The sequence below is a fragment of the Alteromonas sp. BZK5 genome (genome assembly GCF_014349115.1).
Classification (GTDB): domain Bacteria; phylum Pseudomonadota; class Gammaproteobacteria; order Enterobacterales; family Alteromonadaceae; genus Alteromonas; species Alteromonas macleodii.
Map to the genome: position 1 here is coordinate 125,399 of NZ_JACSOE010000002.1, position 24,558 is coordinate 149,956.

The window sequence follows — 24,558 nt, forward strand, 5'->3', positions numbered from 1 at the left end:
GTAACAATGATAAGAGAAACCGCCACCGTAGTTGCCGTTAATGGCGATACGGTCACCGTAGAAGCAGCGATTAAATCGACCTGTAACGCATGCCAAGCACAAAGTGATTGTGGTACCGGCGTTATTTCTCGTGCGCTTGCATCGAAAACGCAGCAGTTGACGCTGCGTACTCCCATGCCTGTGCGGGTTGGCCAAGAAGTGACTGTAGGTATACCGGAAGCAGGTATTTTAAGTGCATCGGCTTGGTTGTATTTGCTACCGCTCATAGCGTTTATCGGGGCATATTCGGTGTCTATATCATTACTTAGCAGTAACGGCTTTACTCACGAGTTATGGGCCATGCTGCCTAGTGGGTTAGTAACCTTCCTTACCTATAAGTTAATTGCTTACAAGTTGCGTTGTGTAGAACGTACAAAATATCAACCTGTCCTATTGGGTCAACAAGATCACAGTGCAGTAGAACATTGATTTTTTGAAGGGCTTTACGCTGCTCAATGGTTTAATACGGGACTGCTCCATACGAGGCCGATTTATACAAGATGATAGCGTTAACTCACGCTCATCAATGTAGCCGAGTTTTGAGATAGAACGAGGAAGTCACGTCAGGTTGCCACTTCCATTCGTTATGTTTCTTGAAAGTAATAAATTTTCCACCACGCCAATTCGCTTTTCGCGCAAGAAATGGGTAAAATCCGCACGCGCTGCGTATAACCCTTTAAGCAAGGCAAGCAGCATTTTTTGTTTAATGAATTTTTCTGCAGGTAATTTCCAGCATTATGCAACAATCGCACATTCGTAACTTTAGTATTATCGCCCACATTGACCACGGTAAGTCTACGCTGTCAGACCGTCTAATCCAGCATTGTGGAGGGCTAACAGACCGTGAAATGGCTGAACAGGTTCTCGACTCAATGGACCTGGAAAAAGAGCGCGGTATTACTATCAAAGCGCAAAGCGTAACGCTGAACTACGAAGCGCGCGACGGTGAAACTTATCAGCTTAACTTCATCGACACTCCCGGACACGTTGACTTTACCTATGAAGTATCTCGTTCTCTTGCTGCCTGTGAAGGTGCGCTTTTGGTTGTTGATGCAGGTCAGGGCGTAGAAGCACAGACATTGGCAAACTGCTATACCGCCATCGAGATGGATATGGAAGTGGTGCCTGTACTAAATAAAATCGACCTGCCTCAAGCTGAACCAGACCGCGTTGCAGAAGAAATTGAAGATATTGTTGGTATCGATGCGCTGGACGCTGTGCGCTGCTCAGCAAAAACCGGTATCGGTATTGAAGATGTACTTGAAGTTATTGTAAATAAAATTCCGCCGCCAGAAGGTGACCGCGAAGCGCCACTTAAGGCGTTGATTATCGATTCTTGGTTTGACAACTATCAAGGCGTTGTTTCACTGGTACGTATTGTCGAAGGCCAGTTGACTAAGAAAGACAAAATTCAAATTATGTCAAACGGTCAAACGCATCAGGTTGACAAAATTGGTGTATTTACGCCTAAGCCACTCGATACGGGCACATTAAGAGCCGGCGAAGTAGGCTTTATCATCGCAGGAATTAAAGATATCCAAGGCGCGCCTGTGGGCGACACCATTACCTTGGCTCGCGAGCCAGCTGACGCAATGCTTCCTGGCTTTAAAAAGGTTAAACCTCAGGTTTATGCCGGTATTTTCCCAATAAGCTCAGACGATTATGAAGATTTCCGTGACGCCCTGGCGAAATTAAGCCTGAACGACGCTTCACTATTCTATGAGCCAGAAAGCTCTGCAGCGCTAGGTTTTGGATTCCGTATTGGTTTCCTTGGCATGCTGCACATGGAAATCATTCAAGAGCGTTTAGAGCGTGAATATGACTTGGGTCTTATCACTACTGCGCCTACCGTAATATACGAAGTAGAAACGACCAAGGGCGAAACCCTTACCGTAGATAGCCCAGCTAAATTGCCTCCGGTAAATGATATCGCTGAAATTCGTGAGCCTATGGTTGAAGCCAATATTCTTGTGCCACAAGAGTATCTAGGCAACGTAATTACACTTTGCGTTGAAAAGCGCGGTATGCAAACCAACATGACATACCACGGTAAGCAAGTGGCGGTAACTTATGAACTGCCAATGGCAGAAGTGGTGCTCGATTTCTTCGACCGTTTGAAATCTACGAGCCGTGGTTTTGCATCGCTTGATTACAACTTTAAGCGTTTCCAGACATCAGACATGGTGCGTGTTGATATTCTAATTAACGGTGAACGTGTAGACGCGTTAGCGGTAATTACGCACAGAGAAAACTCTCAAGGCCGTGGTCGTGAGCTGGTCGAAAAGCTTCGCGAGCTTATTCCACGACAAATGTTCGATATCGCTATTCAGGCGGCTATCGGTAACCATATTGTTGCAAGAAGTACAGTTAAACAGCTACGTAAAAACGTAATCGCGAAGTGTTACGGCGGTGACGTAAGCCGTAAGAAGAAACTACTTCAAAAGCAGAAAGAAGGTAAAAAGCGAATGAAGCAAGTGGGTAATGTTGAATTGCCACAAGATGCGTTCCTTGCAGTATTGAAGGTGGGCAAATAATGGCGAATTACTTCTCCTTGATTTTGGTGGCACTCACCTTAATAACAGGATTAATCTGGCTAGTGGATAGCCTAGTGTTTGCACCAAAGCGAAAAGCACGTTTACAGGCTGCGGCAACCGCAGAAGGAGCGGGCTATGGAGAAGATCCTCAACTGCCGTACCTTGTTGATACTTCGCAACAGATTTTTCCTGTAATCGCTTTCGTATTGGTATTGCGTTCGTTTTTATATGAACCATTTCAAATTCCTTCAGGCTCAATGATGCCCACTCTGTTAGTGGGTGACTTCATTTTGGTTGAAAAGTTTGCCTATGGCGTGAAAGACCCGGTTTTCAGAAGTAAGCTGATTGAAACTGGCGTTCCAGAGCGTGGTGATGTGGTGGTTTTCAAGTACCCTGAAGAGCCTTCAATAGACTACATTAAGCGCGTGATCGGTTTACCTGGCGATACTGTGGTTTATCAAAATAAACAGGTTTATATCAAACCGAAGTGTGAGACTGGCAACAACTGTCCTAAATTGAAAGCCGTACCGCTGACGTTCCAAGAGCGTGGTGAGTTCGTACAGGACATGGCGCAGCTTATGCGTTACACCGAAGATTTAGGCACAGTAGAGCACGACATTTTACGCCACCCAGTACGCGAGATTTCGCCGGTTAATTTTTATACCCAGCCTGGAACGCGCAGCAATGAGTGGATTGTGCCAGAAGGTCAGTATTTCGTGCTAGGCGATAACCGTGACAACAGCCGCGACAGCCGTTTCTGGGGTTTTGTGCCAGATGCAAACTTGGTTGGAAAAGCGGTGGCGATTTGGATTTCATTTGAATTTGAGCGCAGTCCGTCAGACTTCCTTCCAACTTGGGTACCAACAGGTGTTCGATTTGAGCGAGCAGGTGGCATTCATTAATGCAGGGAATTGATAAATATCGTCGTCTGTACAAGGCGATAGGCTACACATTTACCAATGAAGCTTTATTGGAACAAGCACTTACTCATCGCAGTGCGGCTAAACAGCACAATGAGCGACTAGAATTTTTGGGTGACGCTATTTTAGGCATGATTGTTGGGGAAACGCTGTTTAAGCGATTCCCAACTGTGCCAGAAGGCAAACTCACACGAATGCGCTCTACTTTGGTTAAAGGAGACACACTGGCAGAACTTGCAAAGGAAGCCAGTGTGGGTGAACTACTTAACTTAGGGCCCGGTGAGCTCAAAAGCGGTGGTCATCGCAGAAGTTCGATTTTAGCCGATGCAGTTGAAGCTATTTTAGGGGCTATTTATCTCGATTCCGGTATGGACGAGGTACGAGGCGTTATAGACCGTTTATGGGAAACCCGCATTAACAAACTAGACCCTAATGCCCACCCTAAAGACAGCAAAACTCGTCTTCAGGAGTTTTTACAAGGCCGTAAACAAGCGCTACCAACCTATGAAGTGCTATCTATTTCAGGGAAAGATCATGCTCAGACTTTTGAAGTTAGCTGTCAGGTAGAAAGTCTACCAGAAGCGGTAGTGGCGTCTGGCAATAGCCGCCGAAAAGCAGAACAAGAAGCTGCTCGTTTAACATTGGAGAAGCTTGATGACAACGCATGATGAATCGAATTTGCCAGAAATGCCTGATATTCAAACTCGCTGTGGCCTAGTTGCCATAGTAGGTCGCCCTAATGTAGGTAAATCGACCTTGCTCAATCGCTTGCTAGGTCAAAAAGTAAGCATTACGTCGCGTAAGCCGCAAACCACGCGCCACCGTATTCTTGGTATAGACACCGACGGTGATTATCAAGCGATTTACGTTGATACCCCAGGGCTTCACCAAGACGAAAAGCGCGCGATTAATCGCTACATGAACCGCGCGGCATCAAGCTCTTTGGCTGAAGTTGGCCTTGTGCTTTTTGTTGTCGAAGGCGATCGATTCAACGCCGAAGATGAAATGGTATTAAGTAAGGTTAAACAAGCGAACCTTCCTTGCTATCTCATCGTAAACAAAATGGATAAGGTTGAAGATAAAGAAAACTTTATGGTTCACCTTAAAAAACTTGGCGAAAAGCACCCGTTTGAGCACATGATCCCTATCAGTGCTAAACAGGGCCGAATGGTTGACGAAATTAGAGAGTTAGTGGCCAAGTCGCTACCTAAAAGTGAGTTTTTCTTCCCAGAAGATTACATTACTGACCGCTCAAGCCGCTTTATGGCTGCTGAAATCATTCGCGAAAAGCTTATGCGCTTTACCGGCGATGAACTGCCTTACTCTACTACTGTGGAAATTGAGCAATTCAAAATGGCTGACAACGGTGTTTATCGTATCAGCGGTCTGATTTTGGTAGAGCGTGAAACCCAAAAACGCATGATCATCGGCAAAGGCGGAAAGCATTTGAAAACCATTGGTGAGCAAGCGCGTAAAGATATGGAAAACTTGTTCGACAACAAAGTATTTCTAGAACTTTGGGTGAAAGTGAAACAAGGCTGGGCAGACGATGAACGTGCTCTGCGCTCTCTAGGTTACGGAGACGACAGTAACTTCTAGTTCACGCTAATATTATCTTTATAACGCTAGTTAGCTGTAACTGGCGTTATATTAGCACGTTATATTAGCAAAGATAGTGAGTCAGCATTTTCGCCAAGTGGTGTAGCTGATGGCTTGTGGACAACTACCTCAGTTAGATGCGCTTATGTGAGCATTTACACGGTGGTTTATTTACTCGGTTTCAACATCTCTAGCAGGCACAACAACTTCTTTTTAGGAGCGGTATATGGCAATTTCAGATATGCGCAGGCAGTACTCAAAGGGCAGTTTGAGTGAGTCAGATATTACTTCAAGTCCATTTATCATGTTCGATAAATGGTTAAAAGACGCCATAGACGCCGGAATTCCTGATCCTACTGCAATGACGGTTGCCACCGTCGATGCCAACGGCCAACCCTCTCAGCGTATTGTTTTGTTAAAAGATGTCAGTGAAAAGGGCTTTGTGTTTTTCACTAACTTAGGCAGCCGTAAGGCACAAGAGTTAGCGGTAAACCCTAAAGTGTCGTGCCACTTTCCCTGGTTTTTTATGGAGCGTCAGGTTCGCGTATGTGGCAGCGTTGAAAAGCTTTCTGTTTCTGAGAATGCTGCTTATTTCTTTTCGCGACCGAAAGACAGTCAGCTAGCAGCGTACGCGTCAAAACAAAGCAAACCTATTGGCAGCAGGGAGCTTCTACTGACCCAGTTTAAGCAGTTAAAAGATAAGTTTGCTAACAAAGAGCTTCCCGTGCCGGACTTTTGGGGCGGTTTCAGGATCGTGCCTCATCAAATTGAGTTTTGGCAAGGTGGAGAAGATAGGCTACATGACCGCTTTGAATACAACAAAACTGAAGATGGCGCGTGGGTAACACAGCGCCTTATGCCGTAGGGAATACGTTCACCTTTCGTTCCCGCTAAAGTACTTCACTAGAATGTGAGCCCGTTTAACTATTGAGCTTGTAGATAGCGTGCGGCGAGATAAGTAACAAGGAGGCATCTAAACCGTGATTGATAGTCATTGCCATCTCGACTTACTTGCACAAAAGAAAGATCTTAGAGTTGCATTAGAAAGCGCCAAAGCCGCAGGGCTTACCCGCATCATGGCGCCTAGCATTAACCCCGAATCTTGGCAGGCGTTACAAGCGCTCAGTGAACGCTACGAAAGTCTTTTATCTATAGATACTGCGCTTGGGCTTCACCCTTATTTTTTGACTGGCAGCGAGCTTGAAAAGCCAGAGCAAACACTCAAGGAGAGTCTTCGTCAACTTGAAGACGCTACGGCTAAGTTGCACCCTTCGGTAAAAGCCTTGGGGGAAACAGGTATCGATGGGTATATAAGCGTGCCATTAGCGCTTCAAAAGGAAGCGCTACATAACCATTTGAAACTTGCCGATAAAGTATCGTTACCCGTAATTTTACATCACAGAAAAAGTCATCATCTGCTAGTTGAAGCATTGAAGCAAACCAAATACCAAGGTATAGGCGTTGTGCATGCTTTTTCAGGAAGTATTGAAGCGGCCAAAGGGTATATTGAAAGAGGGTTTTACCTAGGTATAGGTGGTACGATTACCTATGAGCGTGCTCAAAAAACACGAAACACCCTTGGGTTTTTGTTAGAACACCATTTTGATAAATTGCTTTTAGAAACGGATGCCCCTGATATGCCCATGTGCGGTAGACAAGGAGAAGCAAACGAACCTCGTTATTTATCAGATGTCGTTGATGTTATAAGCGACCGCTATGGCGTGTCACATAAAGAAATAGTGTCCACCACCACAGCGAACTACACTCGACTATTTAATATTGATGCTGGAAGTGAAGCATAGACTTCCAAACTAGCTATCTAGCGCTTCTCTTTATTTCTTTTTGATTCGATTACCTGAATAAACCATGGGCGAGATTTATAAAAGGCCCGGGTTAGGTAAATACCTAGCATGAGCGCTAAAAAGACGAGAATACACGCAATAAGAGCAAGCTGGTAACGCAATGTCAGTGGACTCTCGAGGACAGCCTGCGTGTTCATGTGAATATTCACATAACCTAGTAAATTTTCATTATCGTCAGTGATAACGCCAACATAGGTTAGCGGCGTTACACTTTGCGACTGACTCATCGACACCACACTGGCAATTTGAGGCAAAGGAGCGATATACCTCCCGTCTTTATCAAACACCGACAAGGCAAGAATGTGTGGTTCGTCGACCAAAATTGAGGCGACATTTTCAATATACACCCGTTGAGTGAGAGTATCAGATAGAGCGGAATCTACATTGTTCTCAGTTTCCTGATTCGAAAGTGCGTCAGCGATAAAGGCAGGTTGTAGCAGTTTTGCATACTGCCTTGCTATGCTCTCACCAGAGAAGCGAGTTTGAACGGTAAGCCAGTCGTTTTGGTATTGTTGGAATAACAGAAGCAATACCACTATCAAAGCAAACACCGCACTCACTACTATTGTGTGGAACAATCGCTTTAGAACTGTGTACAACGAATGCGAGTCATTCTTTGTTTGTGAAGCTGCTTTGCTTAGCCCGTCTACCAATTCGCTTTTCCATAAAGTCACGAGGGTTGCCTAACAGTAGGATAATTCGAAATAATTTAAAAGGAGATATTTTATTAGTTAGCCTAATTGGTTAGCATTAGAGCACCATTTGCCAATCACCGCAGTTTCTGTGTGCGTTATGAAAGACACTCTTCTTAATAATATCGATAATGACGATATCCATTTAGCTTCTTTTTTGTCTCATGTAGTTAGCAATAGTCACAACGACAGTGCGTATTCACATACGTTAACCGTTATTGGTCAAGCTGTAACACCTTATCTACTGCACAGCGTTTTAATTAAACTCAACGATGTGTTTACTCCTTCTAGCGCTGCTTTCCATCATTTACACAAGCAAATGGGGGATGATGTAATAGAAATTAGAGGTGCTTTGCAAAACACTGAGCTTGAGCAGATTAAGCCACTGCTGGGCGACGTATCCAAGGCATATAATGTTGATGTTGGTTTGCAGGGCTCTCGCCCCTCATTGTCTAAGCCAGGACTACTGGTCATGGACATGGATAGCACTGTCATCGCGATTGAATGTATCGATGAAATAGCTAAATTGGCGGGTGTTGGCGAGCAGGTGGCAGAAGTTACTGCTAAGGCAATGCGTGGAGAAATTGCGTTTAATGATAGCTTAACGCATAGGGTGGCGTGCTTGGAAGGCGTGCCAGTTAGTCACCTTAATCAAATTCGTGACAGCATACCTATCATGCCTGGCATTCAAGCCTTGCTCACTCACTTGAAACAGTACAATTGGAAATTAGCAATCGCCTCAGGTGGGTTCACATTTTTCGCTGACCACCTAAAAGCAAGGCTTGGACTCGATTTTGCCATTTCTAACACGCTTGCGGTGAAAAACGAGCAGCTGACTGGAAAAGTAGAGGGTGAAATTGTCAATGCAGACGTTAAGGCGCGAACCGTAAACGCCCTTGCTGAGAAGTGGCAAATTCCAGCCAAACAAACCGTTGCTATGGGGGATGGGGCTAACGATTTGGTCATGATGGCTGAATCAGCGCTTGGCGTGGCGTGTCACGGTAAGCCACTGGTTAATGAAAAGGCGGATGTGGCAATCCGCATTGGCAGTTTACATAGCCTTCTGTATTTTCTAGACAAGTAGTTAACGAGAGTCTGTAATACAAGCGCTAGTTCTGGGAAAATAAAACTAGCGCATCACACTTTATCGATTACCTTTCACCAGCCACAAGTTTCCAAAATCTTGTGATTAACAGCTTTCCGTGATGGGTTTTAACCTTCGGGCTCATTTAAATTGATAGGCTTTGCGATTTCACTATGCGTTGCGCGCAATGGCTTTAGGTTGAACCGCACTTTTTAACGTTTTATTGGCCGTGATGTCTTCCATTGTAAAGCCGTATCTTATAAGCACTTCATCTGTGACATCGACCAGGTGAGAGCACGCTGCAATACTCCACATTTTCTTCTCTAACTCACGGGCCCGGTGCATGGCGTACATGGTGACGTAATTGATTTCCGTTTCCAGCATGGTCATGTCTGGCTTGCCGGTTGTGGTTAGCATGACATGAATAGCCACGAATTGGCCGCGAACCATAGCTTCTCTAATAAATGCTCGGCGCTGCTCGTTATTTTCGAATTTATCGGAATAGCGGGGAATGATCGCCATTCGCGGCTCTTTTTGCGATGCATCGAAGGAGATAAATAATTCCTGTCGCAACGGCATATTTTCAAGCTTAACGGCCTTAATGCCACTTTGTACAAAAGGTATATCTTGCTTTCGGTCTCTAAAGAGAAACTCTAAATTCACTTGCCCACGTTTGGCGTATTGCGTGGTTAGGGTGGTTATGCGTTCGTCCTGCTTTCCGACAATACAAGCCTGTGGTGTATAGCGAACACCTTCCTTACTCATCAAGAAGGATAGGGAGGTAGCGTTTCGCGCATTAATACAACGAAGCGCCTGTCCCATGCCTGGTACTTCTTCTTCGTCGTTCTCTACTTTAAGGCTGCCTTTGTTCTTTTTAATCAGTTCTTCAAAGAAGTTTCTAGCACTTTTACCTTCGTCGCCCGGCATAGTTTTTAAATGAAGAATGTTCTTGCCGACGTTGTGATAAATGATTTCGTATTGCAAATGCATGACATCAAAGGAACTGGCAATTTCTTGCAGACGAGGGAAGGCGACTTCTACTTTGCCCTCTAAATTACCTTTATATTCTTTGCTTAACTCTATACGAAGTCCAAGTCCATGCACCGAAATATCTTCGCTGACCCCTTTGTGCACCAGCTCTTCATTATTGAAGCGAGCTTCAATTTGGGTTCTCAGCTGATAGCGGCTTTCAATGCGTTGCTCTTCATATTTAAACCTGACAACCTGAACATTCGAAGGAGCGCGATTGCGCGGATGCCCAAAATTTCGCAGATGAGAGAGGTTTTCTCGATTAAACTTAAATTCGTTGTAGGTCTCTTGCCCTGTTACTGAGGTTACATCGGTTACGTGTGCCAAGAATCGCAGGTTTTTCAGCTTTGACATCAGTCGAGCTGATGGCGGAGTGTTCAGTTTTTTAACTTTATTACCTACAGAATCCGGAATGGAAAGCGGAATATGGGCCTGTTCAGGGTCAATCTCTGTTAAGGTTATTTTAAATACACGCCAACTCGCTTTTTTAGATCCAAACCCTAAAAATACTCGGGTTAGTACGTCTTTTTGCAAGAGTTCCTCGTAAGACGCTGAGTAAAAATAGACCTTGTCGTTCTGCAAATGAGTAAAACTAAATACGAAAATCTCTCTTACTTCTTCTGACTTCTGCAATAGGCGCATAAGCCTTTCCTGGGTGAGTAAGAAGTTCAATCGACAGTTATCGTCTTCGTCTTGCCAATACTGCACGGTTTCGCGGTTCACTTCGTTAACCATAGCAAACCGGGGAACCAGCATTTTATTAATGACGTCTATATACACCGGCAGCGTGGGGCTACGCGGCGAAAAGTACTGCTCACAAATTTTACTGGTAATCGCCTCAATCGTATTGCTCATATTAACTTTATATCGGCGTTTATTGCCGTGTATAAAGCTTTCTAAGAATTTGTCGAATGCGGGGCTTGGCTTTTCTTTATCCCGTTGCAAGGCAAGATAGTTAACATCGTTTTTAGTTATTATCTTTACGAGCTTATATGCAATGCCATTCTTTTTGTCCATGGCAAATTCATTCTCTAAGCCCCTAAAGAATATAAACAGCGTTTCTCCTTTTTTGAAAAACGCGTCTTTAGAGAGTTTTACCTGCAAGCCTTCAAGAGATATATCAACACTCAAACCGCGCATTGATTGATTGGCGCTATTGAATAATTCTACCGCCACAGCGAAGTTCATGCGTTCAGCGTTGCGCTGTCTGTAATCAAGCAAGTTTACGGTAGGAACTTTAAACTGCTCCAATACTGCTGAGCGCTTTTTGAGTTCAGGATTTTCTTTATCAGCGCGTTCTTGTGCGAGTTCTTTTTCGCGCATTAAGCGAAAGTTGTTTTCGGTGTTTTGTACCGCCTCGTAAACGCCATAAGTATATCGACCAAATACCCTCAACTGCTCTTCAAACTTGTCAACAGCGACGTCATCCATGTAATGGCTACGTCCTTCGTGTACATATTTATTGCACTTTCCGTTAACATGACCACGCAAGTCTATGGTGCGCATACAGGGTTTGGCTAGGCGTTTCACTTCCATTTTGATGAGGAAGCGCTTTTCTTTCGGCACATCAGATGCAGTTTGAAGCAATACCTGGTTAAACTCAGGCTCATTAACCATGGGTTTTAGCTGTTCAATAATATCAGCATATTGCTTTAAATCTTGACTCATGAATGCGCAACTTTGTTGTTTAGTATCATTATTTTAGTTGTTATCGGCAAATCAGCAAAACTCATTAACCCGTAAAGTCGTTATACTTTTGTACCGTTTTACTGGAGGAGAACTGACCTTAGGTTTGTGCTTATTTCACTGTTGTTAAGTGTTAGAATACTCTTTTTAAGCAATGGATAAAACTGGAATATGGCAAAACGTAAAACTGCTTATGTGTGTTCTGACTGCGGTGCAGAGTTCCCTCGCTGGCAAGGTCAATGTTCGGAGTGTAAAGCGTGGAATACGATAAGTGAGTTTGTGGTTGCAAGTGCCAAAAGTGTCGCACGCCAAACCACGTCAGGCTATGCAGGACAAACCGCTGCCAAAATTGAGACGTTAAATGCAATAGATCTTGAATCACTACCGCGATTCTCGTCAACATTTAAAGAGCTAGATAGAGTGTTAGGGGGCGGAATAGTCCCTGGGGCAGCTATGTTAATTGGTGGCTCGCCAGGAGCGGGAAAGAGTACGCTTCTGCTTCAAGTAATGTGTCAGATGGCAAAAAGTGAAACCGCGCTTTATGTCACAGGGGAAGAGTCGCTTCAGCAAGTCGCCATGCGAGCAAAGCGCTTAAATCTACCTGACGACAAGCTGATGATGTTAGCCGAAACAAACGTGGAAACTATCTGCGATTTAGCCCTTACGAAAAAGCCTAAAATTATGGTTATCGACTCTATTCAGGTGATGCACGTGTCAGACGTTCAGTCTGCGCCAGGCAGTGTGTCGCAAGTACGAGAAAGCGCGGCGTATTTAACGCGCTTTGCCAAGCAAAATCATATTGCTATGTTCATTGTTGGCCATGTAACAAAAGACGGTAACTTGGCGGGTCCGAAAGTTCTTGAGCACTGTATCGACAGCTCTATGATGCTGGAAGGAGAAAGTGATGGTCGCTACCGTACGCTTCGAAGTCATAAAAACCGCTTTGGTGCGGTAAATGAGCTCGGCGTGTTTGCCATGACAGAAAAAGGCCTTAAAGAGGTAAGCAACCCATCGGCCATATTCTTAAGTCGAGGAGATAACGAAACGCCGGGGTCGAGCGTGATGGTAATTTGGGAAGGCACACGCCCGCTACTTGTGGAAATACAGGCACTAGTGGATTACTCGCAGATGTCGAACCCAAGGCGAATCGCTGTAGGGTTGGATCAGAACCGTTTGTCTATGCTGCTCGCGGTTTTGCATCGCCATGGCAATGTGCAAATGAACGATCAAGACGTTTTTGTCAACGTGGTAGGTGGTGTAAGAGTATCAGAGACCAGTGCAGACTTAGCCTTATTATTGGCCATGATTTCAAGCTTTAGAAATCGCTCGCTGCCCAGAGATTTAATTGTATTCGGCGAAGTCGGGCTAGCCGGCGAGATTCGCCCGGTTCCTAACGGAACGGAACGCATTATCGAAGCAGCGAAACATGGCTTTAAGCGGGCGATCGTGCCAAAAGCCAATGCGCCTAAGCAAGCCATTAATGGCATGAAAGTGGTGCCGGTAGCGCGCTTATCTGAGGCGTTAGACGCGCTTGAGTAATGCGAAAGACTCAACATTTAAGTAAAGTGTTAACGGTGCCTGTCAGATTAAAAGGCCTATTGAATGGGCCTTTCCTGCATTAAAGAAGTGAAATGCGTTTTTTTAGAGGTTAATGTGGCGCCTGATAAACCGCATTAACTAACGCATTCAGGTCTTTCTCTTCAATACTGGCGTCGTCGCTGTTTAAAGTAATTAAACGGCGAAGAGCGCTAATGCTGTCTACATCCATTCGTTCAACTTTACAGCCTAATGAAACCCGTTCTTTTCTACTGTCGGCATGACGATACAACTGCGAAATAGAGAGGGTTATTACAGGACTGTCTTCATTTGCTTGGAAGGTAGCAGTATAAGGGTCGTGACTGTCGAAGGGTAATTGTGACAACGCCGTTTCGGTAGCTTGAAGTTTAATGCCTTGAAGCGATACGTCGCTGACTACCACATCAATACTAACGTCATTGTGTGCCAGTGTGCCATTTACATTCAGAGATACCCGTTGGAATTGGCGCTTATCCGTCATTTTTCAAATACCCAGTTATCATTAATGCTGTTATACCAGTTCGCATGGATAATTGCCCACTCAGAAGGCGCTGACAAGTTTCCTAGCAAAGCGTGGGAATGCAGTAATGGCTGCTCCCTTTCAAATCTCGCTGAGTGGGTAATGACCTATGCGGACTGGTATTAGTATTGGCTAATTTGCGAGGGTTCGCAATGAAAAGCGAACAAATAAAAAAGCCGCTATCAGCGATAGCGGCTTTAAGGCGTAAAGCAGAGATACAGATCTTACATCTCTGATTTTGTGTTATTTAGACATACGCTTATATTTAAGGCGGTGCGGTTCAACCACATCTTGTCCAAATTCTTGCTTCAACCAGCTTTCGTAGTCTGAGTAGTTACCTTCGAAGAAGTTGATGTTACCTTCATCGCGGTAATCCATAATGTGTGTTGCTACACGGTCTAGGAACCAACGGTCGTGCGAGATAACCATGGCACAGCCAGGGAACTCCAACAACGCGTTTTCCAAGGCGCGAAGTGTTTCTACGTCTAGGTCGTTGGTTGGCTCATCCAGTAGCAATACGTTACCGCCTGCTTTAAGCAGTTTCGCAAGGTGAACACGGTTACGCTCACCACCTGACAAGTCTTTGATGAACTTCTGCTGGTCGGTGCCTTTAAAGTTAAAACGGCTGCAGTAGGCGCGGCTGTTAATTTCAAAGTTACCAATGCGAATAATGTCTTGTTCGTCAGAAATTTCTTTCCACACGGTGTTGTTTTCGTTCATGTGGTCGCGGAACTGTTCTACCGCAGCAATTTGAACGGTTTCACCTAAATCGATGGTGCCTGAATCAGGTTGCTCAGCACCGGTAAGCATTCTGAACAAGGTTGATTTACCCGCGCCGTTAGGGCCTACGATACCTACAATGGCACCCTTTGGTACTTTAAACGTTAAGTCGTCGATAAGTACGCGATCGCCATACGACTTTTTAAGGTTGCTTACTTCAATAACCTTGTCACCTAAGCGTTCACCTGGTGGAATGAAAAGCTCATTGGTTTCATTACGCTTTTGGTAATCGCTGGTAGATAGTTCTTCAAAGCGGGCCATACGAGCTTTACTTTTAGCATGACGTCCTTTCGGGTTTGAGCGTACCCACTCAAGTTCCTGTTTCATGCTCTTCATCCGCGCCGTTTCGGTGCGCTCTTCCTGTTCAAGTCGGTTTTCTTTCTGTTCCAACCATGAAGAGTAGTTACCTTCCCATGGAATACCTTCACCACGATCAAGTTCTAATATCCAACCCGCAACGTTATCAAGGAAGTATCTATCGTGGGTAATAGCGACAACGGTACCTTCGTAGTCATGCAGGAAGCGCTCTAGCCATGCCACTGATTCTGCGTCTAAGTGGTTAGTCGGTTCGTCTAGAAGCAACATTTCAGGCTTCTCTAGAAGCAGGCGACACAGCGCCACGCGGCGGCGTTCACCACCAGATAGTTTGCTAACGTCCGCATCCCACGCTGGAAGGCGAAGGGCATCAGCAGCACGCTCTAATGCATTTTCTAAGTTGTGGCCATCTTTGGCTTGAATAATGGCTTCTAGCTCACCTTGCTCTTTTGCAAGGGCGTCAAAATCAGCGTCTGCTTCTGCATAAGCGGCATACACTTCATCTAGGCGAGTTAATGCGTGTTTAACGTCGGCGACGGCTTCTTCTATATTGCCGCGAACATCTTTTGTTTCATCAAGCTGAGGCTCTTGTGGAAGGTAGCCCACTTTTAAGCCCGGTTGAGGACGCGCTTCACCTTCGATGTCGGTATCTACGCCGGCCATAATGCGAAGTAAGGTAGATTTACCTGCACCGTTTAGACCTAGCACACCAATTTTGGCGCCTGGGAAAAAGCTAAGTGAGATATTTTTTAGAATGTGTCTATTAGGTGGGACGATTTTGCCCACGCGATGCATACTGTAAACGTATTGCGCCATGCTCTATCCTCGCTGAATAAGCGGTGAAAAATAAAAAAGTGATTGTGGTCTATTCTACTCGTAACAGGGTAGTTTGTGCCAGTTACTTACGCTTAGTGTATTTGTGCTTGGCGATATTTTAATCACTCATGCCAAAAAGATCGATTTATGCATCGGTTGGCGAGTTGATTTAAGGTAAACTTGTTTTTATAAGCATGAGTAAACATGGGCTTTAGGGTGAGCTAGCAAACAGCAATAAATAACCCAAAGCGATAGACTCAACACTATTCATATCTCTGAACAGGTAATTATGATGACCGCTATGAGTAAACGCACATACAGTCTGGAAGAGCTTGCCAAACATGTAAGTGGGGAAGTGCAGGGCGATGGAAACATTACTATCTCTGCAGTAGGTACGTTATCCGGTGCAGCATCGCACCAAATTTCGTTTCTAACAAATCCTAAATACAAGCCGCAGTTAAAAGATACTCAGGCTGGTGCGGTAATTCTGCACAAAAACTTAAAAGATGATAGCCCAGTTCCAGCGTTGGTTGTGGCAAACCCTCATGCAGCGTTCGCCCTCATCGCTCAGTTGTTTGATACTACCCCAGCGGTAGCGACAGGTATTGCTGATACAGCGGTTATTGCGCCATCTGCCCGCATCGGCAGTGATGTATCGCTAGGCCACAATGTAATCATTGAAGAGAACGTGGTTTTAGGCGATAGAGTTACGGTTGGCGCGAATACGGTTATTCGTAGAGGTACCCATATTGGTGAAGGCTGTACCATTCACCCGAACGTAACTATCTATCATGACGTTGTGATTGGTAAGCGCGTGACAATTCATAGCCAAACGGTGATTGGTGCGGCAGGCTTTGGTTACGCAAACGATAAAGGCGTTTGGATCCCTATCCCACAAACAGGGTCGGTTCGCATTGGTGACGACAGTCAGATTGGCGCAAGCAGCAGCATTGACCGCGGCGCCATGGAAGATACGATCTTAGGCACTAACGTTATTATCGATAACCAAGTACAAATTGGCCACAACTGTATTATTGGTGATCACTCTTGTATTTGCGGCGCTACAGGTATTGCTGGTAGCTGTCATATCGGCAAGCACGTTATTATCGGTGGTGGAGTGGGCATTAATGGCCACATTAGCATTTGCGATAATGTTCAGGTGACTGGCTATACCATGATTGTACAAGATATCACTGAACCGGGTGTTTATTCTTCTGGCCAGCCAGCACAAACCAACCGTGACTGGCGCAAAAATACGGTTCGCCTTGCCAAAATTGGTAGTTTATTTGACCGTGTTAAAGCCCTGGAAAAACAGGTCTGATCTCGCGCTGGCGCAGGTATTTCGTTAAACCTGCGCCATTTATATTAATTTGGTCACAAAGCGGTATACAAGCCCCCGAAAATGACTAGAATATGGCTCGAATTTGAGCAATCAGTGCGTAACGCCATATAAAAACCGCAGTTAAGGAGCCCCCATGTTTTCTCGCGAAATGAATATAGCCGACTTCGATCCTGAATTAGCCGATGCAATGTCTAAAGAGGTTGAGCGTCAAGAACATCACATAGAGCTAATTGCCTCTGAGAACTACTGTAGCCCACGTGTAATGGAAGCACAGGGTTCGCAGCTTACTAACAAGTACGCGGAAGGCTACCCAGGCAAGCGTTACTACGGTGGTTGTGAGCACGTAGACGTTGTTGAACAACTTGCGATCGATCGTGCAAAAGCACTATTTGGTGCAGACTACGCGAACGTTCAACCGCACGCTGGTTCACAAGCTAACTCTGCCGTATTCATGGCACTACTTGACGCAGGCGATACGGTATTGGGAATGAGCCTTTCTGAAGGTGGTCACCTTACTCACGGTTCACACGTAAACTTCTCTGGTAAAACCTACAATGCTGTTCAGTATGGTCTGAACAAAGAAACCGGTGAAATCGATTACGCTCAGGTTGAGGCACTTGCTAAAGAGCACAAGCCGAAAATGATTATCGGTGGTTTCTCTGCGTATTCTGGCATTGTTGATTGGGCAAAATTCCGTGAAATCGCTGATAGCGTTGGCGCTTACTTGCTCGTAGATATGGCGCACGTAGCAGGTCTTGTAGCAGCAGGCGTTTATCCAAACCCGCTTCCTCATGCTCACGTGGTAACAACGACTACTCATAAAACGCTAGCGGGTCCACGTAGTGGTCTTATCCTATCTTCATGTGGCGATGAAGCAATTTACAAAAAGCTTAACAGCTCGGTATTCCCGGGTAACCAAGGTGGTCCACTTTGTCACGTGATTGCAGCTAAAGCCGTTGCATTCAAAGAAGCACTACAGCCAGAATTTAAAGTGTATCAGCAGCAGGTTGTTGCCAATGCGAAAGCTATGGTTTCTGTAATGCAAGAGCGCGGTTATAACATCGTTTCTGGCGGTACTGACAACCACTTGTTCCTTCTTGACCTTATCGACAAGGACATTACCGGTAAAGATGCTGACGCAGCGCTTGGTGCCGCAAATATTACGGTAAACAAAAACTCAGTGCCAAATGACCCGCGTTCACCGTTTGTAACCAGCGGTCTTCGTATTGGTAGCCCAGCGATTACTCGCCGTGGTTTCAAAGAAGAACAAGCTAAGCAAGTTGCAACATGGATTTGCGACATTCTAGATAACATGGGCGATGAGTCTGTTATCAAACGTGTTCAAGACGAAGTGGTTGCACTTTGCGCACAATTCCCTGTTTATAAATAAATAGGTTTGTGTTTTATTGCGTACTTTGGTACTAATGCTGGACTAACTAGTCTAGGTTCAATTTAGATACCTAAGTACGCAATATTTAAGGATTATTCATGTTTTGCCCGTTTTGTTCAGAACAAGAAACAAAAGTCATTGATTCTCGTTTGGTTGCAGAAGGGCAACAGGTGCGTAGACGCCGTGAATGTATGGTGTGTCACGAGCGCTTCACGACCTTTGAAAGTGCCGAACTCGTGATGCCTCGCGTTATTAAACGCGATGGTTCTCGTGAACCGTTTAACGAAGATAAACTTCGTGCAGGCTTGCAACGCGCACTCGAAAAGCGCCCTGTGAGCACAGAAAAAGTTGAACAATGTATCCTCTCACTTAAGTCACAGTTGCGCGCAACCGGTGAACGTGAAGTGAGCAGTGAACTGCTCGGCAACCTAATTATGAAAGCCCTCAAAGAACTCGATAAAGTTGCTTATGTCCGGTTCGCCTCCGTTTATCGCTCTTTCGAAGATATTCGTGAATTCGGAGAAGAGATTGCACGATTAGGAGATTAAGTCGGCGACCTCTCAAACATCAGACACTTAGGGCTACAATAGGAATCCAAGTGAACCACGATACGGTTAAAAACGATTATTTTTGGATGGCAAAAGCCATTCAGCTTGCCCAACAAGGGCGTTTTACCACTTCTCCTAACCCTCGCGTAGGCTGTGTAATTGTTGACGAAAACAATCAATTGCTCGGTCAGGGATATCACATTCAAGCTGGTACACCCCATGCCGAAGTGCATGCATTAAGACAAGCATCTAACGCACGTCCGCAGGGCGCAAAGGGCGCGACGGCATACGTTACACTTGAACCTTGTAGTCATTTTGGTCGCACACCGCCTTGCGCTATTGCCTTGGTAGAAGCAAAGGTAGCGCGTGTTGTTATTGCTATGACCGACCCGAATCCAAACGTATGCGGTAACGGTATTAGCATTCTGCAGGAAGCAGGCATCGAAGTGGTAAGCGAAGTGATGGCTGCTGAGGCCGCAGCGCTAAACCCCGGGTTTATTAAACGCATGCTTACCGGTAGGCCCTTTGTTCGCGTGAAATTAGGCATTAGCCTAGATGGAAAAATAGCCCTTCAAAATGGGGTAAGTCAGTGGATTACTGGTGCAGAAGCAAGGCGGGATGTGCAACAGTATCGTGCACAAAGTTGCGTGGTGCTCACAGGCTCAGGTACGGTGAAAGCCGATAACCCTAGTTTGTTGGTTAGAGAACAAGAAGCACAGTTCACTAATTATCCTCTGGAACACATTCGTCAACCTGCCCGTGTTGTTATCGATGGCAAAAGCGCGCTTAGTCGAGGCTACGCATTGTTTAATGACGGCAAGCTAACCTTAACTGCTACATCGCAAGCCCACCCAGATACGGCAACACAGCACTATCTTTCGGTAGATGAAAAAGACGGTAAACTCAATTTACATTCACTTATGTCAGCACTAGGCGATAAGCAATATAATGAAGTGTGGGTGGAAGCAGGCCCTGGCCTTGCCGGTGCATTATTGCAAGAAGGGCTGGTGGATGAACTTATATGCTACCAAGCGCCTAAGCTTTTAGGTGATAAGGGAGTCAGTATGGTTAATTTACCCGCGTTCACGTCGCTAAATGAATGTATTTCGCTTTCGCTTATTGAAAATCGTCAAGTGGGTAACGATATTAAGCTTATCTTCCGTCCTGATGTTAGCAACACCCGTGGTTAACGCGATTAAAGAGGAACTTTATGTTTACTGGAATTATTCAAGCGCTAGGTACAATTAAGAAGCTTGATAACCGTGGCAACGATATTCGACTTACCGTTTCATCGCCTACGCTTGATATGTCTGATGTCGCACTCGGCGACAGTATTGCGACCAATGGTGTTTGCTTAACAGTTACTGATATGGGCCCCGATTATTATTGTGCAGATGTGTCGGCAGAGACCATCAAATTAACAGGCTTTGCACATTACAGCGCAGGCTCTACGGTGAATCTTGAGAAAGCGATGCGTCCAAGCGACCGTTTAGGCGGACATATCGTTTCCGGTCACGTTGATGGTGTAGGCGAGGTTACACAAATCATTAAGCACTCAGACTACGTAGAGTTCTGGGTAAAAGCGCCAGAAGCCTTGGCTAAATATATTGCGCATAAAGGTAGTATCACCGTTGATGGTATCAGCTTAACTGTTAACGAAGTTAATGGCGCAGAATTTATGCTTTGGATCATTCCTCATACATTGCAAGAAACCATTATGGGGAGCTATAAGGTGGGCACAGCGGTGAACTTAGAGGTTGATGTTATTGCGCGCTATTTAGAGCGACTGATGTTGGGCGACAAAGCCGCCGAACCAAAAAGCAAAGGCATTGACATGGCATTTCTTGCCGAGAACGGATTTTTAAGAAAATAACCCTACAAGAAGCACACAACATGGCATTTAACACTACACAAGAAATAATTGAAGACATTCGCCAAGGTAAAATGGTTATCTTGATGGATGACGAAGACAGGGAAAATGAAGGCGATCTGATAATGGCGGCAGAGCATGTGACGCCTGAAGCCATTAACTTTATGGTAACCCACGCTCGCGGTTTAGTGTGTTTACCAATGACGCAAGAGCGCTGTCGCACCCTGAATCTTCCGCTTATGGTGGATAAAAACGAAGCACAGTTTTCTACCAACTTCACTGTGTCTATTGAAGCGGCAACCGGCGTGACCACAGGCATTTCGGCGGCAGATCGCGCAACAACCATTAAAGCTGCTGTAGCGAAAGACGCGAAAGCGACAGACATTGTACAGCCGGGACATATTTTTCCGCTAATTGCTAAAGACGGTGGCGTGTTAAACCGCGCAGGTCACACAGAAGCCGGTGTAGATTTACCGCGTTTGGCAGGGTTAGAGCCTGCTGGGGTTATTGTAGAAATCCTCAATGAAGACGGCACGATGGCCCGTCGTCCAGAACTAGAAAAGTTTGCTGAAAAACATAATCTTAAAATCGGCACCATTGCTGATTTAATTGAATATCGCAATCTCAACGAAACCACCATTCAAAAGGTCGCTCAATGCAATATGCCAACCGAGTATGGCGACTTCGAGCTTCACACGTTTAAAGACAGCATCGACAACCAACTTCATTTCGCACTTAAAAAAGGCGAAATTAAAGAAGATGAGCCGACACTTGTACGTGTACACCTTCACAATACGTTTAGTGATCTTCTTGGATCTACCCGCGGTATTCATCGCTCGATGACGCTTGCAGATGGCATGCGCAAAATTTCAGAAGACGGTGGCGTATTGGTGTTATTAGGTAAAGAAGAGCATATTGAAAGTCAGGTACGCCGCTTTGCCGCAGAAGACCGAGGCGAGCGCCCGACTGGCGCTGACTGGCAGGGATCGTCACGCACTATTGGTGTAGGCAGTCAAATTCTAGCATCAATGGGCGTACACAAAATGCGTCTTCTTAGTAAACCAATTAAATATCACGCACTTTCAGGTTACGGCCTTGAAGTAGTGGAGTACGTGCACGACTAGTGCTTAGCATTAGGGCGGAGCTTAAGTGGAGAGGGTTTGCGACGAGCACTCCCTTCCCACATTGAGTCAAGCTAACGTACCCGTTTACGAATAGTTGAAGTTAAAGAAACAATCGATTTAGTTTGGGCGCAGTTGTGGTATACTTCGCGCCGTTTTTTCTCGAGGAATGAATCCATGCAGGTAATTGAAGGTAATATCAGAGCAACCGGTAAGAAATTTGCTATCGTTGTATCACGCTTTAATAGCTTTGTAGTTGAAAGCTTACTTGAAGGTGCACTAGATACACTAGAGCGTCACGGTGAAGTGAGTGATGACGATATCACGTTAGTACGTGTACCTGGTGCTTACGAGTTACCTGTAGTAGCTAAGAAATTAGCTGAGAAAAAGTCATTTGACGCCATCATCGCACTAGGTGCGGTTATTCGTGGTGGTACGCCACACTTTGATTTTGTAGCAGGCGAATGCAACAAAGGTCTTGCGCAAGTTTCTCTTGAATACGGTGTACCCGTATCGTTTGGCGTAATTACAACAGATTCAATTGAACAGGCTATCGAGCGTTCAGGAACCAAAGCGGGCAACAAAGGTGCAGAAGCTGCACTTGGTGCGCTGGAAATGGTTAACGTTATCGATGCTGTTGAAAAGCTTTAAGGTAAACATTAAGTGAAAGTTTCAGCTCGTCGTAAAGCCCGTGAACTCGCTCTGCAAGGCGTGTATTCATGGCAAATGAGTCACAACGATATTCAGCAGGTTGAACTGGCGCTAGCCACCAGTAACGACATGCAAAAGGTAGATATGGCGTATTTCCAAGCTCTGCTTCGCGGTGTTGCACACAACGCAAGTAAACTTGATGCGACCATCAAGCCTTACCTTGGCCGTTTGCCTGAAGAGTTAGACGCTATTGAAAAAGCAATCTTGCGCATTGCGACGCTGGAACTGACCGAGCGCATTGACGTCCCTTACCGCGTAATTATTAATGAGGCGATTGAGCTTGCTAAAGCATTTGGTGCTGAAGAAAGTCACAAGTTCATTAATGGTGCACTGGACAAAGCAGTGCGCACATTGCGCAAAGACGAGCGCGACTAACCTTACCGTGGCGGCATGGACTGCCGCTAAAAGGGTTTAAAAATTACCGTGAAAGAATTTGATCTTATCGGCCGCTACTTTTCAAACAGCGGCCACAAACGCAAAGACGTTGTTATTGGTATTGGTGATGACTGTGCTGTAACAACGGTTCCTGAAAACCAACAGCTTGCCGTTACCACAGATACCCTGGTTGCAGGTGTGCACTTTTTGAAAGACGCACCGGCGAAGTCTGTTGCGTATAAAACAGTGGCGGTAAACTTAAGTGACCTTGCCGCAATGGGCGCAGAGCCAGCGTGGATTAGCTTATCTCTGTCATTACCGGAAGTGGACGAAGCTTGGCTAGATGACTTTGTTTCGGGCCTTTATGAGCTAACTCAGTACTATTCTGTACAGCTTATCGGTGGCGATACGGTTAAAGGCCCAATGGCGTTCACGATTACAGCTCAAGGCTTTATACCGCCGGGTTCTGAGCTAACGCGTAGCGGCGCTAAGCCAGGTGATTGGCTTTATGTCACAGGAACGCTTGGTGACGCGGGTGCAGGTTTAGACATCCTGCAAAATAAGCTGAGTGTAAGTGGTGAAGCGAAAGATGTCTTGGTAAATCGTCATTACTTCCCAACTCCTCGCGTAGCGGTGGGCACAGCTATCCGACGTATTGCAACGTCGTGCATTGATATCTCTGATGGTTTAATTTCAGATTTAGGTCATATCCTAAAAGCGTCTAATTGCGGTGCAAATGTTCATGTAGAGCGTTTACCGTTGTCACGAGCATTAACAAGCGCGGTTACACCTGAGCAAGCTATCGAATACGCGCTGTCTGCAGGCGATGACTATGAGCTTATTTTCACTGTAAGTGAAGAGCAGCGCGGAAGTCTTGAAACCTCGTTGGCAAGCACAAACGTGAAAGCCACATGTATTGGCCAATTAACCGGTCATAACGGCACACTTTCATTGCTCAAAGACAACGAAAAGTACACACCTGTTAACGTGTCAGGTTACGAGCACGCCTTTTAGGCGGCCTATTTGTCCGACAAAAGCGATAAAAAGGAAAAAGCATGCAGGCTGAGTTTCGCGCTAGAGTGAGTATGAAAAATCCCGTGCATTTTCTTGCACTAGGTTTTGGCAGTGGACTTATTCCTTTCATGCCGGGAACCTTTGGCTCACTTGCTGCGTTGCCCCTACTTATTGCCTGTAGCCAGATTTCCCTAATTTCCTTTATCGCGCTTACGCTGATATTCTCAGTTGTAGGCATTTACCTGTGTGGCAAGACTGCTGACGATATGCAGGTTCACGATCACGGCTCTATTGTGTGGGATGAAATAGCGGGCATGTTTGTGACCTTTCTGTTTGTACCTATTTCAGCGTCCTCTTTGCTTGTAGGTTTTATTCTATTCAGGCTTTTCGATATCTTAAAGCCTTGGCCAATAGGTATTATCGATAAGCGCTTACACGGCGGTACAGGTATTATGCTTGACGATCTTATCGCTGGCGCCATGGCATGCGGTTGTCTACATTTATTAATAGCGTTTTGGCCTGCCGCATTGGCTTTGTTTTAATTCATTACGAATATTCGCCGCCATTTTGTTAGACTTACCTCAAAGGAAAGCCAGTTGACGGTGAGCAAACTATTTACGAAAAAGCCCGCAAAATAGCGTAATGCCGATCAGTTAAGAAAATTTTCATGATCGGTTGACCGATCTTTTTAAGGCTTCAAAATCCGATATCAGTCTCTGGTATCGGATTTTTTAAT

Annotated in this window: 23 protein-coding genes; 19 read left to right on the forward strand and 4 right to left on the reverse strand. The window is 45.4% G+C overall.

The window, feature by feature from the left end:
* Nucleotides 1-6 precede the first annotated feature (6 nt).
* From BIZ39_RS01440 to BIZ39_RS01470, 7 genes are all read left to right on the forward strand, one after another.
* Nucleotides 7-468 carry a SoxR reducing system RseC family protein gene (locus tag BIZ39_RS01440; protein WP_187446174.1) on the forward strand — a complete coding sequence of 154 codons (462 nt, stop codon included), beginning with the start codon at nt 7-9 and terminating at the stop codon, nt 466-468.
* 308 nt (nt 469-776) lie between these two features.
* Nucleotides 777-2,573 carry a translation elongation factor 4 gene (lepA, locus tag BIZ39_RS01445; protein WP_014950105.1) on the forward strand — a complete coding sequence of 599 codons (1,797 nt, stop codon included), beginning with the start codon at nt 777-779 and terminating at the stop codon, nt 2,571-2,573.
* Nucleotides 2,573-3,475 (forward strand): signal peptidase I, encoded by a 903-nt coding sequence (lepB, locus tag BIZ39_RS01450; protein WP_014950104.1) that lies wholly within the window; start codon nt 2,573-2,575, stop codon nt 3,473-3,475. The genes lepA and lepB overlap by 1 nt, the downstream gene beginning before the upstream one ends.
* Nucleotides 3,475-4,161 (forward strand): ribonuclease III, encoded by a 687-nt coding sequence (gene rnc, locus BIZ39_RS01455; RefSeq protein WP_014950103.1) that lies wholly within the window; start codon nt 3,475-3,477, stop codon nt 4,159-4,161. The genes lepB and rnc overlap by 1 nt, the downstream gene beginning before the upstream one ends.
* Before the next feature lie 19 nt (nt 4,162-4,180).
* Nucleotides 4,181-5,092 (forward strand): GTPase Era, encoded by a 912-nt coding sequence (era, locus tag BIZ39_RS01460; protein ID WP_014950102.1) that lies wholly within the window; start codon nt 4,181-4,183, stop codon nt 5,090-5,092.
* A gap of 226 nt (nt 5,093-5,318) precedes the next feature.
* Nucleotides 5,319-5,957 (forward strand): pyridoxamine 5'-phosphate oxidase, encoded by a 639-nt coding sequence (pdxH, locus tag BIZ39_RS01465; RefSeq protein WP_014950101.1) that lies wholly within the window; start codon nt 5,319-5,321, stop codon nt 5,955-5,957.
* A 115-nt stretch (nt 5,958-6,072) separates the two neighbouring features.
* Nucleotides 6,073-6,894 (forward strand): TatD family hydrolase, encoded by an 822-nt coding sequence (locus tag BIZ39_RS01470; RefSeq protein WP_049586598.1) that lies wholly within the window; start codon nt 6,073-6,075, stop codon nt 6,892-6,894.
* 17 nt (nt 6,895-6,911) lie between these two features.
* On the opposite strand, the gene BIZ39_RS01475 is transcribed toward BIZ39_RS01470, so the two are convergent.
* A complete protein-coding gene (locus BIZ39_RS01475) occupies nt 6,912-7,628 on the reverse strand; it encodes a hypothetical protein (RefSeq protein WP_187446175.1) in 717 nt (238 codons plus the stop codon).
* A gap of 118 nt (nt 7,629-7,746) precedes the next feature.
* Here BIZ39_RS01475 and serB point away from each other — a divergent pair, with 118 nt between their 5' ends.
* Nucleotides 7,747-8,730, forward strand: a complete 984-nt coding sequence (gene serB, locus BIZ39_RS01480) for a phosphoserine phosphatase SerB (protein ID WP_187446176.1) — start codon at nt 7,747-7,749, stop codon at nt 8,728-8,730.
* 171 nt (nt 8,731-8,901) lie between these two features.
* On the opposite strand, the gene BIZ39_RS01485 is transcribed toward serB, so the two are convergent.
* Nucleotides 8,902-11,427: a PilZ domain-containing protein gene (locus BIZ39_RS01485; protein ID WP_187446177.1), complete on the reverse strand. Its 2,526-nt coding sequence runs from the start codon at nt 11,425-11,427 to the stop codon at nt 8,902-8,904.
* A 189-nt stretch (nt 11,428-11,616) separates the two neighbouring features.
* Between BIZ39_RS01485 and radA the strand changes: the two genes are divergently transcribed.
* The gene (radA, locus tag BIZ39_RS01490; RefSeq protein ID WP_014950096.1) at nt 11,617-12,984 is read left to right on the forward strand and encodes a DNA repair protein RadA; all 1,368 of its coding nucleotides are present in this window, start codon (nt 11,617-11,619) and stop codon (nt 12,982-12,984) included.
* Between the two features lie 109 nt (nt 12,985-13,093).
* Here the strand turns inward: radA and BIZ39_RS01495 are convergent, their stop codons facing one another.
* Both BIZ39_RS01495 and ettA read right to left on the reverse strand, forming a co-directional pair.
* Entirely contained in the window at nt 13,094-13,501 is a 408-nt protein-coding gene (locus BIZ39_RS01495; protein WP_187446178.1) for a PilZ domain-containing protein, read from the reverse strand.
* 282 nt (nt 13,502-13,783) lie between these two features.
* Nucleotides 13,784-15,451 (reverse strand): energy-dependent translational throttle protein EttA, encoded by a 1,668-nt coding sequence (gene ettA, locus BIZ39_RS01500; protein WP_014950094.1) that lies wholly within the window; start codon nt 15,449-15,451, stop codon nt 13,784-13,786.
* Between the two features lie 292 nt (nt 15,452-15,743).
* Between ettA and lpxD the strand changes: the two genes are divergently transcribed.
* The 10 genes from lpxD to BIZ39_RS01550 all read left to right on the forward strand — a co-directional run bounded on the left by lpxD (nt 15,744) and on the right by BIZ39_RS01550 (nt 24,364).
* On the forward strand, nt 15,744-16,772 hold the full coding sequence (lpxD, locus tag BIZ39_RS01505; protein WP_168534484.1) for a UDP-3-O-(3-hydroxymyristoyl)glucosamine N-acyltransferase: 1,029 nt from the start codon (nt 15,744-15,746) through the stop codon (nt 16,770-16,772).
* Between the two features lie 154 nt (nt 16,773-16,926).
* Complete coding sequence (gene glyA, locus BIZ39_RS01510) at nt 16,927-18,183, forward strand: serine hydroxymethyltransferase (protein WP_014950092.1); 1,257 nt, start codon at nt 16,927-16,929, stop codon at nt 18,181-18,183.
* 98 nt (nt 18,184-18,281) lie between these two features.
* Entirely contained in the window at nt 18,282-18,731 is a 450-nt protein-coding gene (gene nrdR, locus BIZ39_RS01515; protein ID WP_012517538.1) for a transcriptional regulator NrdR, read from the forward strand.
* Nucleotides 18,732-18,781: 50 nt separating this feature from the next.
* Nucleotides 18,782-19,921 (forward strand): bifunctional diaminohydroxyphosphoribosylaminopyrimidine deaminase/5-amino-6-(5-phosphoribosylamino)uracil reductase RibD, encoded by a 1,140-nt coding sequence (gene ribD, locus BIZ39_RS01520; RefSeq protein WP_187446179.1) that lies wholly within the window; start codon nt 18,782-18,784, stop codon nt 19,919-19,921.
* A gap of 20 nt (nt 19,922-19,941) precedes the next feature.
* Entirely contained in the window at nt 19,942-20,604 is a 663-nt protein-coding gene (locus BIZ39_RS01525; protein ID WP_014950090.1) for a riboflavin synthase, read from the forward strand.
* Between the two features lie 20 nt (nt 20,605-20,624).
* Entirely contained in the window at nt 20,625-21,725 is a 1,101-nt protein-coding gene (ribBA, locus tag BIZ39_RS01530; RefSeq protein WP_014950089.1) for a bifunctional 3,4-dihydroxy-2-butanone-4-phosphate synthase/GTP cyclohydrolase II, read from the forward strand.
* Between the two features lie 174 nt (nt 21,726-21,899).
* Nucleotides 21,900-22,373 carry a 6,7-dimethyl-8-ribityllumazine synthase gene (gene ribE, locus BIZ39_RS01535; RefSeq protein ID WP_014950088.1) on the forward strand — a complete coding sequence of 158 codons (474 nt, stop codon included), beginning with the start codon at nt 21,900-21,902 and terminating at the stop codon, nt 22,371-22,373.
* Nucleotides 22,374-22,385: 12 nt separating this feature from the next.
* The gene (gene nusB / locus BIZ39_RS01540; protein WP_012518940.1) at nt 22,386-22,808 is read left to right on the forward strand and encodes a transcription antitermination factor NusB; all 423 of its coding nucleotides are present in this window, start codon (nt 22,386-22,388) and stop codon (nt 22,806-22,808) included.
* A 48-nt stretch (nt 22,809-22,856) separates the two neighbouring features.
* Complete coding sequence (gene thiL / locus BIZ39_RS01545; protein WP_014950086.1) at nt 22,857-23,822, forward strand: thiamine-phosphate kinase; 966 nt, start codon at nt 22,857-22,859, stop codon at nt 23,820-23,822.
* A 41-nt stretch (nt 23,823-23,863) separates the two neighbouring features.
* Complete coding sequence (locus tag BIZ39_RS01550; protein ID WP_187446180.1) at nt 23,864-24,364, forward strand: phosphatidylglycerophosphatase A; 501 nt, start codon at nt 23,864-23,866, stop codon at nt 24,362-24,364.
* Nucleotides 24,365-24,558: the final 194 nt, after the last annotated feature.